Source organism: Pseudomonas machongensis, from assembly GCF_034961125.1.
Taxonomy (GTDB): domain Bacteria; phylum Pseudomonadota; class Gammaproteobacteria; order Pseudomonadales; family Pseudomonadaceae; genus Aquipseudomonas; species Aquipseudomonas machongensis.
On sequence record NZ_JAYFUI010000165.1, the window covers coordinates 1 to 9855 of the forward strand.

General features: G+C 64.9%; 11 protein-coding genes. 2 read left to right on the forward strand and 9 right to left on the reverse strand.

The genetic code is table 11. The features are described 5' to 3' along the window. Positions 1-1038, reverse strand: a 1038-nt coding sequence (locus tag VA602_RS15275; protein WP_323453638.1) for an ABC-F family ATP-binding cassette domain-containing protein, incomplete at its 3' end; no start/stop codon positions are given. Positions 1039-1108: 70 nt separating this feature from the next. Here VA602_RS15275 and VA602_RS15280 point away from each other — a divergent pair. Further along, entirely contained in the window at positions 1109-1591 is a 483-nt protein-coding gene (locus VA602_RS15280; protein ID WP_197889739.1) for a TIGR02444 family protein, read from the forward strand. Here the strand turns inward: VA602_RS15280 and VA602_RS15285 are convergent. Then, on the reverse strand, positions 1567-2670 hold the full coding sequence (locus VA602_RS15285) for an AlgP family protein (RefSeq protein ID WP_323453639.1): 1104 nt from the start codon (positions 2668-2670) through the stop codon (positions 1567-1569). The two genes, VA602_RS15280 and VA602_RS15285, sit on opposite strands and share 25 nt — an antisense overlap. Positions 2671-2895: 225 nt before the next feature. On the opposite strand from VA602_RS15285, the gene VA602_RS15290 reads away from it, so the two are divergent. Next, a complete protein-coding gene (locus tag VA602_RS15290; RefSeq protein ID WP_323453640.1) occupies positions 2896-3561 on the forward strand; it encodes an FKBP-type peptidyl-prolyl cis-trans isomerase in 666 nt (221 codons plus the stop codon). Between the two features lie 9 nt (positions 3562-3570). Here the strand turns inward: VA602_RS15290 and rsd are convergent, their stop codons facing one another. The 7 genes from rsd to VA602_RS15325 form a co-directional block, all read right to left on the reverse strand. Next, entirely contained in the window at positions 3571-4041 is a 471-nt protein-coding gene (gene rsd, locus VA602_RS15295) for a sigma D regulator (protein ID WP_323453641.1), read from the reverse strand. A 221-nt stretch (positions 4042-4262) separates the two neighbouring features. Then, complete coding sequence (locus tag VA602_RS15300; RefSeq protein ID WP_153772498.1) at positions 4263-4763, reverse strand: disulfide bond formation protein B; 501 nt, start codon at positions 4761-4763, stop codon at positions 4263-4265. A gap of 267 nt (positions 4764-5030) precedes the next feature. Continuing rightward, positions 5031-6272, reverse strand: coding sequence for a heme biosynthesis HemY N-terminal domain-containing protein (locus tag VA602_RS15305; protein ID WP_323453642.1), 1242 nt, complete (start codon positions 6270-6272; stop codon positions 5031-5033). After that, the gene (locus tag VA602_RS15310; RefSeq protein ID WP_054891616.1) at positions 6269-7369 is read right to left on the reverse strand and encodes a uroporphyrinogen-III C-methyltransferase; all 1101 of its coding nucleotides are present in this window, start codon (positions 7367-7369) and stop codon (positions 6269-6271) included. Before VA602_RS15310 ends, VA602_RS15305 begins: the two co-directional genes overlap by 4 nt. Positions 7370-7415: 46 nt before the next feature. After that, entirely contained in the window at positions 7416-8183 is a 768-nt protein-coding gene (locus VA602_RS15315; RefSeq protein ID WP_063542134.1) for a uroporphyrinogen-III synthase, read from the reverse strand. Next, the gene (gene hemC / locus VA602_RS15320; protein WP_112897100.1) at positions 8180-9121 is read right to left on the reverse strand and encodes a hydroxymethylbilane synthase; all 942 of its coding nucleotides are present in this window, start codon (positions 9119-9121) and stop codon (positions 8180-8182) included. Before hemC ends, VA602_RS15315 begins: the two co-directional genes overlap by 4 nt. A 115-nt stretch (positions 9122-9236) precedes the next feature. Next, a partial coding sequence (locus VA602_RS15325; RefSeq protein ID WP_323453643.1) for a LytR/AlgR family response regulator transcription factor occupies positions 9237-9855 on the reverse strand: 619 nt, incomplete at its 5' end.

Below are 9855 nucleotides of genomic sequence, written 5' to 3' on the forward strand. Positions count from 1 at the left end.
CGGGCCAAGCAGGCCGATGCGCGCACCGGGGGTGAGTTGCAGCTTGACCTTCTCGAGAATGGTCTTGTCGCCATAACCCAGGCGTCCCTCGGCGAGGTCGAGCAGGGGGCTGGAGATCTTGTGGGCTTCGCGGAAGACGAAGTCGAACGGCGAGTCGACATGCGCCGCCGACAGCTCCTCCATGCGTTCCAGGGCCTTGATCCGGCTCTGCGCCTGGCGGGCCTTGGTGGCCTGGGCCTTGAAGCGGGCGATGTACTTTTCCATGTGCGCGCGCTGCGCCTGCTGCTTTTCGTAAGCCTGTTGCTGCTGCGCCAGACGCTCGGCGCGGGTGCGCTCGAAGGCGCTGTAGCCGCCCTTGTAGAGATTGAGCTTGCGCTGTTCGACATGCAGCACATGGTCGACCACGGCATCGAGGAAGTCGCGGTCGTGGGAGATCAGCAGCAGCGTGCCTGGGTAGCCCTTGAGCCAGTCTTCGAGCCAGAGAATTGCGTCGAGGTCCAGGTGGTTGGTGGGCTCGTCGAGCAACAGCAGGTCGGACGGACACATCAGCGCCTGGGCCAGGTTCAGGCGCATCCGCCAGCCACCGGAGAAGTCGCCGACGCGGCGATCCATCTGCTCGGCGGTGAAGCCCAGCCCGGCCAGCAGCTTGCGGGCGCGGGCGTCGGCGGTGTAGCCGTCGGCGCTGTCCAGCTCACTGTGCAGGCGCGCCAGCGCCGTGCCGTCATGGGCCTGCTCGGCAGCGGCCAGGTCAGCCTGAACCTTGCGCAGGCGCAGGTCGCCGTCGAGCACATAGTCCACCGCCAGGCGATCGAGGGTGTCGACCTCCTGGCGCATGTGGGCGATGCGCCAATCGGCGGGGATCTGGCAATCGCCGGCGTCGGGCGACAACTCACCGCGCAGCAGGGCGAACAGGCTGGATTTGCCGGCGCCGTTGGCGCCGATGAGGCCGGCCTTGTGACCGGTGTGCAGGGTCATCTCGGCGCCTTCTAGCAAGCGCTGAGGACCACGCTGTAAAGTGAGGTTGGATAGTCTGATCATGATGGTCGCGGAGTCTATCAGCTTCCGGGTGGCCCACACAGGCCACTCGATCATTGGCACGAGTCGAATCATGCACAGCGAATTGTGGAACCACGCCCTGGCCCTCTACGGCCGTCCAGGGGTCGAGAATGCCTGCCTGACCTTGCAGGCCTTGGGCGGCGATGTCTGCCTGCTGCTGTGCGGCACCTGGCTGCAGGCACGGCGGGTAGCCCCCGATGCGCGGCGAGTGGAAGCACTACGGCAAGTAGCCGGCCCCTGGCAGCAAGAGGTGGTTACACCCTTGCGCACGCTGCGTCAGGCGTGGCGTGCACAGGCACAAGGCGATCCGCACCTGGCGGCATTACGGGAGCAGGTGAAAGGGTTGGAACTAGAGGCGGAGCGAGCCTTGCTGGCGCGGTTGCAGACGTGCGCCGCAAAGTGGTCGGCGAGCCCGGACGGACACGCCGACGATTGGCTGGAGCGGCTAGCGCCGGACCAAGCCCGTGACCACGACGCGCTGCACCAGTTGCGCGCCGCGGCCAGAGCGCTTCAGGACGCCGAAGACGGCGACTGAGCCGGGGTGCTGGCCGGAGCCGATGGCGCTGGAGAAGCCGGAGTGCTGCTGGCAGCAGGAGCTGCGGGCTTGGCTTCGACAGGCTTGGCAGGAGCCTTGGTGGCAGCTGGCTTGGCGGCAGGTTTCGCGGCGGGTTTGGCTGCCGGTTTCGCAGCCGGTTTTGCCGCTGCTGGCTTCACGGCAGGTTTGGCTGCCGCTGGCTTGGCTGCTGGTTTAGCTGCTGGTTTGGCAGCCGCTGCAGGCTTGGCTGCAACCGGCTTGGCGGCGGCTTTGGCTGGAGCTTTGGCAGCAGCGGGCTTCGCAGCAGGTTTAGCGGCTGCCGGTTTGGCTGCTGGTTTGGCGGCAACCGGCTTGGCAGCAGCTGGCTTGGTCGCAGGTTTGGCCGCAGCTGCTTTGGCTGCTGGCTTGGCCGGGGCCTTGGCAGCAGCAGGTTTGGCAGCGGATTTGGTAGCAGCAGGTTTGGCCGCAGCGGTTTTCGCAGCAGGCTTGGCGGCTACCGCTTTGGCCGGAGCCTTGGCAGCGGCCGGTTTGGCGGCGGCTTTAGCAGCAGGCTTGGCAGCGGCGGTTTTCACGGGTGCCTTGGCGGCGGGCTTGGCAGCAGTAGCCTTGGTGGCAGGCTTGGCGGCCGCGACCTTGGTGGCAGGTTTTGCAGCAGCCTTGGTCGCAGGCTTGGCTGCCGCACGCAGGCCGAGTGCCTTGCCAGCGGCTTCACGCACCTTGCCAACACCCTGGGCCAGTTTCAGGCTCTCCTGGGCATCACGCTTGAGTTGCTGAATATAGGTACGCGTCTGGGTCTGGCGATCTTTCAGCGAATCGAGAAGTGCTTCAAGTTCACCGACAGCCCCTTGGGCCTTGCTTTGTGCCTTGGCCTTGCCGGCCTTGGCAGAGTCCTGCAACTTCAGGCGGGCATTGTGCAGTTTCTCCTGCGCCTTGCCGCGTTGTTTTTCCAACTTGGCGAGCAGTTTCTCTGCATCCGCCAGCGCTTGCGAGCAAGCCTCTTCCAGATGTTCGAGCAGGCTACCGGAAAGTTGCTGGAGCAGATGCAACGGCGTACTGACGGGCTTCTTTTTGGCCGACATGGCTTACCTCCTGGCTGACGAGATTGCGGCTCATACTATGCTTCTGCTGCTACCGCCGCTAGGGCATGTTGACAGTATTGTTTGCGCCGCGTTGCATGCCTGGGCAAAGTTGTTATCTTGCAGCTCGGTGCAAGTGTAGTAGTCGATTAAATGATTGCTGACATTTACACATTGGCCGACAACAAAGGCTGGCATACTTCGCCTTCATCGCCGCAGGAGTTGCCCGTGCCTCGTTATCTGATTCTCGGCTTGAGCCTGTTGGCAGCCTCTGCCCTGGCCGCCCCTCAAACGCCCCCCGCCAATGACCAGGACCTGGCCTACAGCCTCGGCGCAAGCCTTGGCGAACGCCTGCGCCAGGAGATGCCCGACCTGCAGCTAGATGAGCTGGTCGAGGGTCTGCGCCAGGCCTACCAAGGCCAGCCGCCGCGCATCGACAAGACGCGCATGCAGGCGATCCTCCAACAGCATGACGAGCAAGCCAACGCTGCCGCACAGCAGGCGCAGGTCGACAAGCTGCTGGTCGCAGAAAAACGCTTCATGGCCAACGAGCGCGCCCGCAACGGCGTGCACGAACTGCCCGAGGGTGTGCTCTACAGCGAGCTGGCCAGCGGCAGCGGCGCGCAACCCAAGGCGGGTGGGAAAGTGCAGGTTCGGTATGTCGGCAAGCTGCCGGACGGCTCGGTGTTCGACCAGAGCCAGCAACCGCAGTGGTTCAGCCTGGGCTCGGTGATCGAAGGATGGCAGGTGGCATTGCCACACATGAAGGCAGGCGCCAAGTGGCGACTGGTGATTCCGTCGGCGCAGGCTTATGGCGCCGATGGGGCGGGCGACCTGATCGCGCCCTATACCCCGCTGGTGTTCGAAATCGAACTGCTGGCAGTTGGCGACTGAGACAGGCCGTCAGGCCTGTACCGCATCCTCTTCCTTGTGCGCGTTGTGCAGCACTTCGATCAGGCAGTCTTCGAGCTCGAAGCGTTCGTGCAACAGGCTGCCCAGCTTGCCGAGCTTATCGGCGAAACGCTCGGTATCCGTGCACTCGCCTTTCTCGCAATGGTCATTGAAAGCCAGAGCGATCTGGGTGATGTCATTGATCCGGGGGGTGATTTCCTCGGCCAGCTTGAGCGCCTGCTCGTCGCCGAAAGCCTTTGCTTCAGTGACCAACTGCTCGCTGACCTCGAAATGCCAGGCCGACACGTAGTCGACCAGGATCGCGCAGAAGTCGCGGTTCTTGTCCTTGTCGGCGAAGGCTGGCTTGGCATCGCGCAGTGCGCGGAAGGCCTGCACCAGTTCATGACGCTCCTCCAGCCAACGGTCGATCAGCTTGTGAACCCCACCCCATCGTTCCTGGGCGTTCTGGCAACTATCGAGCATGGCAGTCTCATCCCTAGCTGGGCAGATGCCGCTGCACCTCGCGTCACAACTGCGCGACACAAAGGTGACATCCGCAGAGCGGCATCGAACCGTATGTTTTCAATGTGCGTGCAGGGGAGATTATTCCCGCGCGTGCTGACCATCAAGGTACGCAGTGGACTAAGTTCATACAAGCGTTTGATGCCCATGCACGGGACCATTGGTCGCGCAATTGCGCTGGGTCAACTGCCGCCAGGGTTGCGGAAACGATACGCCAGCAGGTAGTACAAGGGCAGCGCCGTCAGCAGCAGGAAGGCCATCAGGCTCCATTCGGGGAGCGTGAGGTCGAGGAAGCTCCAGCTGATCGAAACACATTCGGAGCCGCCGATCAGCAGACGCTCCAACGCCTCTGGCCAGGAGCGCTGGAGTGTATGCGCGAAAGGTTCGGGGGTAACCGCAAGCCACTCACCTTGCAGCCACACCTGTCGTGACGCCAGCGCGACACCGGCACAGGAAAAACCACCTGCCAGCCACGCATAGACACGCATGCCGGCTGCACCCGGGGCATGCAGCATGGCGCACAGGCAGACCAGGGCGTAGAGCCCCAGCAACAGGCGCTGGGTCAGGCACAGAGGGCACGGAACCAGGCCGAGCCAGTTCTCAAGCAAACTCGCCCCGCTCAAGGTGGCGAGCGAGGCGAAGAAGGCTGCAAAGAACAAGGAGCGCGAGCGAGCCAGCGACATGAGTGATGGAAATCCCGGAAGAGCAGTAGGGGCTTGAAACGGTAGAGGAAAGAGGATCACTGTTTCAAGTTACTACAGCTGGGACAAGTCGCTGATTCAAAGGGAAAGTTTTCGGATCTTGGTAGGAGATATCCGAAGCTTCGCCACTGGGCAGATACCGTCCTACCACTGCCACGGGAAATAGCCCATTGGATGTGCCCGATCGCAACACCAGGCAGCAGGTGCTGCCTGGTGTTGCGATCGGGCTACGCAGTGGCCCAGGCGAGCTCAGGAAGCGTGCACACCCTCAGGCAACGGCAAGGCCAGCAAGCGCTCGTCCAGTAGGCCAAGGCCCTCCTGGAACAGCTGGTTGCTGCGCTCGGTTTCGCCCAACCCAGCCAACAAGCGCGCAAGCTCGGCGCAGGTTTCCGGGTTACGCTCCATGCGCAGGCTGCTTTCGAGGTAGTCGCGCGCCTTGCCCCATAGGCGGTTCTGCAGGCTCAGGCGACCCAGGGTAAGCAGCAAGCTGGGGTCTTGGGGATGATCCTTGAGCCAGCCTTCGGCCGTCTGCAACTGGCGCGCCGGGTCATCGCCGCGTACCAGGCCATAAAGACGCGCCAGGTGGCTTTCGAACTGACGCTTCAGCGCAGTACGCAGCACCTGCTCGGCTTCACCCTGGGCGCCGACCTGGCGCAGCTGCTCGGCATAGGCCAGCACCAGTTGCGGCTCCTGGCGCTGGGCCGAGGTGAGCTGTTGCCAGGCGCGCTCCAGCGACTGGCGGGCGGCTTGAGAGTCCTCGCCCCGGGTTGCGGCCAGCGTCAGGTTCTGGCCCCAGGCACGCTGCTCCAGCTCGGCCAGCTCGTTGCCCGGCAGCACCTTGCCCTTGCGCAGGTCCGGCAGCAGGCGGATCAACGCCGGCCAGTCACCGCGATCTCGGTGCAGCCGCTGCAGCAAACGCAGCACCTGGGCGTTGTGCGGATGCCGTGCCTGCATCGCCAGCAGGGTTTCCAAGGCACCGTCGCTGTCGCCGCGGTCCATCTGCAGCTGCGCATGGGTCAGGGCGATACCCAGCTCCGCCTGGGGCTGACGCTCCAAGGCGCGCTCGAGCAGGTTGTCGCTGTCTTCGGTGCGCCCCTGCTCGTTGGCCGCGCGGGCGGCGCCGAGATAGTAGAGCAAGGGTTGACGCTCGGCTTCGGCGGCGCGGTGCAGGTGGCGTTGGGCGCTGGCCCAACGACCTTCGGCGAGGTCCAGTTGGCCCTGCTCGATGGCGATACGCACACGTCGGCTGCGATTGCGTCGCGACCAAGGGTTGACCACTCCGCTGGAGGCCAGCACCAGGCCGACCAGGTAACGCAGCAACAGCAGCGCCAGCACCAGCACCACCAGTGCCGCGAGCGCCGCCCACAGCCCAGACTGGTAACGGAAGCCGCCATAGGCGATCAGCACGTAGCCACTGTGCTTGGCAATGGCGACGCCCAAGGCCGCGGCGATGACGATCGCCACCACCGCCAGCAGGTAGACACGCTTCATGGCTTGCCCCCTTCGCCTTCGGCCGGCAGATGGCGCCGCTGGATATAGGCCTGCACGGCGGCGAGGCTTTCGCTCAGGTCAGGCACGACCACCGAGACGGGCTGCTCGGCCAGTGCGTTGAGGCTGTCGAGCATGGCCTTGCTTTGCGGGTTGTCCGGGTTGAAGTTGGCCAGCAGCACGCTGCGCGCATCGTCCAGCGCCTGGCTGTAGACCTTGGCCTGCCCATTGAGCGCCGCCCACTGGGCTTGCTCGATGGTAAGGCTCAGCGCGAGACGCAGCTGGTTGAGCGATTGCCCGGCCAGCAACGGGCGTACGTTCTGGTCGGCGTCGAAATCGATCTGGAAGTACTTGGAAATCTCTGCCCACCACCGGGACAGGCGGCTTGCACCATCGCCGTCGGCGGTCAGCGCACCAAGGGCATCGGCATCGCTGTTGAACTCAGGCGACTGGGCACTCAGTTGCTGTACCTGCTCGCGCTGGGCGGCGAGCTTGAGGAACAATCCGGTACGGTCGGGTTGCTGCGTGCTGTTGAGCGTCGCCAGGCTGCGCGCCAGTTGCTCGCGCGCCGCGAAGGCGCCCGGATCGCTCTGCTCGCGCAGGATCTCGTCGGCACCTTCGACCAACGCCTTGGCACTGGCGATGTCCTGCAGCGCCGACAGGCGCAGGGTGGCCAGGCGCAACAGATGCTCGGCCTCGGCCAGACGCCACTCCTTGCGGCTTTCGCCAAGCACGGTTTCCAGGCGCTGGCTGAGCCTTTGCTGGTCACTCTGCAACTGTGCCACCAGACGGCGGCGGTCTTCGAGTTCGCTGGCTGCAGGCAAGGTCGCGAGTTGCGAGCCGAATTGCTGCTGGCGTTGTTGCAGCGCTTCGGCGCGCTGGTTCAGCGCCTCGATATGCTCGCCCTGACCCTGCTCGCTGCCTTGCAGTTGGCGCACCTGCCATGCGCCCCAACCACCGACGGCCACACCGGCGGCGCCGATCAACAGCGCCAGCAGGGCCAGGCCATTGCCGGCACGCTTTGCCGGCTGCTCGACGGGAGTCTGCGGCGCATCGATCGCCGAAGGTTGTTCGTTGTTGGACAAGACAGTCTCGCTCACGTATCCATCCTTTGCATGGGGGCGTCGCCGCAATCCGCTCGACGCCTTAGGAGGCAGGTGCAGCGCTGCGCTGCACGGCTGCCAGCAAGGCCGCAGCGCTCGCGCCACGGCAATCCACAACCTGTTGGGCGCCTGCCGCCCTGGCCTGTTCGGCCACGCGCGGGCTTGGCACGAACAGCGCAAGCCCCGCCAGACGCGGCCAATCCGCACCGGCCAGCTGGAGCAGGTGTTCGAAACCCTGCCCACTGCTGACCACCAGCCCGTTCAGGCGTTCCGCTTGGATCCGGCGCATCAGGCTGCCTGGGGGATAATCCGGCAGGCGACGTTCATACAGTTCCAGATAATCGACACTAGCACCTTGCTCACCAAGACGCTCGGCCAGCCATTCACGACCACCGACACCACGGACAATCAGGACGCGTGCTGTAGGAACTGCGACAGCCTCTCGCAGGACAGATAGACCGAGCAAGGCCTCGCTGTCATCACCCGCTGTAGGGAACGTCACCTGCAGATCGGCAGCCTGGAGAATGCGTGCCGTCGCCTCCCCCACAGTGAACCAGCCCTGGAGCGGCGCCGCGATGCCCTCGTCGGCAAGCCGCTCGAGCAGCAGGCGCGCCGCAGGCTTGCTCACCACGATGATCGCCTGGTACTGGCCGATGTCGGCCAGTCGCGCCTGGGCCGTTTGATCCAGGGTCAGCGGGTCGATCGCCAGCAAGGGCAAGCGGCTGCTGGCGATTCCGACAGCAGCCAGGCTCTGCGCCAAAGCCGCGCACTCCTCTTCGGGGCGGGTCAGCAGCAGGCGCCAGCCGCTCACGGATGGCCGGCCTCGCCGTAGACTTCCTTGAGGATCGCCTCGGCGCCCTGCCCAAGCAGGTCTTCGGCCACCTGCACGCCCAGGGTTTCGGCGTCGGCACGCGGGGCGCGGGCATCTGCCATCAGTAACGTCCCGCCACTGGGCTGGCCGACCAGGCCACGCAGCCACAATTGATCGCCTTCAAGCACGGCATAGCAGGCGATCGGCACCTGGCAGCCACCGTTGAGGTGCTTGTTCATCGCCCGCTCGGCCTTCACGCGGTCAGCGGTATCGGGGTGGTTGAGCGGCGCCAGCAGGGCGTGGATCTCGCTGTCGGCGCTGCGACACTCGATACCGACAGCACCCTGGCCACCGGCCGGCAGGCTGTCATCGACACTGATGCTGGAGGTGATGCGGTCTTCGAAGCCCAAGCGGATCAAGCCTGCGGCAGCCAGGATGATGGCGTCGTACTCACCGGCGTCGAGCTTGGCCAGGCGGGTATTGACGTTGCCGCGCAGAAAGCGGATTTCCAGATCAGGGCGGCGCGCCAGCAACTGGGCCTGGCGGCGCAGGCTGGAGGTGCCGACGACGCTGCCGGCCGGCAGCGCCTCAAGGCTGTCGAACGTGTTGGAAACGAAGGCGTCGCGCGGGTCTTCGCGCTCGCAGATGCAGTACAGCCCCAGGCCTTCGGGGAAGTCCATGGGCACATCCTTCATCGAATGCACGGCGATATCGGCTTCGTTGTCGAGCAGGGCGGTTTCCAGTTCCTTGACGAACAGGCCCTTGCCGCCGATTTTCGCCAGGGGCGAGTCGAGCAGCTTGTCGCCGCGGCTGACCATCGGCACCAGTGTCACGACCAGGCCCGGATGGGCCTGCTCAAGGCGAGCTTTGACATAGTCGGCCTGCCACAGGGCCAGGGCACTTTTACGGGTGGCAATGCGGATTTCGCGAGTGGACATGTAACGCCCCGAAGCAGAGAAATGCCGCCGATGATAACAGCTCCGCCAGCCTCGCTAGCAGATCCAGGTCATCACCTGGCCCGCCATCCCTGGCAGCGGCCGGCATTCACCTCGGTCAGAGCGTCTGCATCATCTTGCGCACACCGGCCACATGCCGGCGGCTGACAGTCAGGGCATCGCCGCCGAGGCCTTTGAGAAACAGCTGGAAATGCCCCAGCGGTGTGCGCTGCAGGCGCTCGATACGCTCGCGGGCCACCAGGGCGTTGCGATGGATACGCACGAAGCGCTCGCCGAATTCGTCTTCCAGCGATTTCAGCGGCTCGTCCAGCAGCACTTCGCCAGACTCGTGGCGCAGGGTCACGTACTTGTGGTCGGCAATGAAGTAGATCACCTGGGGCAGGGGAATCAGCTCGATACCCTTGCGCGTTCGCGCACTGATATGGCTACGCGGGCCGCCTCCGCTTTCAATGGACGGGCGGGTCAGGGCGGCGAGCTGGGCGCGGTTGGGTTTTTCCGCCTTGCGCAAGGCGTCACGCAGGGCCTGGGGCTGGGTCGTGCGACCTACATGGCTGAGGGCGCTCTGGCTGAATGCCTCCTGCTCGTCGTCATCGAGGCAGAACACCAGCGCCGGTGGCGCCTCGCGTTCGCACAGACGCGCCGCCACCTGCAGGCCATCGAGGCCCGGCATGCGGGTGTCCAGCAGGACGACATCGGGTTTGAGGCTATCGATCAGC

Bases quoted from the DNA above. Each gene is read 5' to 3' on its own strand.
- VA602_RS15280 (WP_197889739.1), top strand. From the start codon at position 1,109: ATGCACAGCGAATTGTGGAACCACGCCCTGGCCCTCTACGGCCGTCCA.
- VA602_RS15285 (WP_323453639.1), bottom strand. From the start codon at position 2,670: ATGTCGGCCAAAAAGAAGCCCGTCAGTACGCCGTTGCATCTGCTCCAG.
- rsd (WP_323453641.1), bottom strand. From the start codon at position 4,041: ATGCTCGATAGTTGCCAGAACGCCCAGGAACGATGGGGTGGGGTTCAC.
- VA602_RS15305 (WP_323453642.1), bottom strand. From the start codon at position 6,272: ATGAAGCGTGTCTACCTGCTGGCGGTGGTGGCGATCGTCATCGCCGCG.
- hemC (WP_112897100.1), bottom strand. From the start codon at position 9,121: ATGTCCACTCGCGAAATCCGCATTGCCACCCGTAAAAGTGCCCTGGCC.
- VA602_RS15300 (WP_153772498.1), bottom strand. From the start codon at position 4,763: ATGTCGCTGGCTCGCTCGCGCTCCTTGTTCTTTGCAGCCTTCTTCGCC.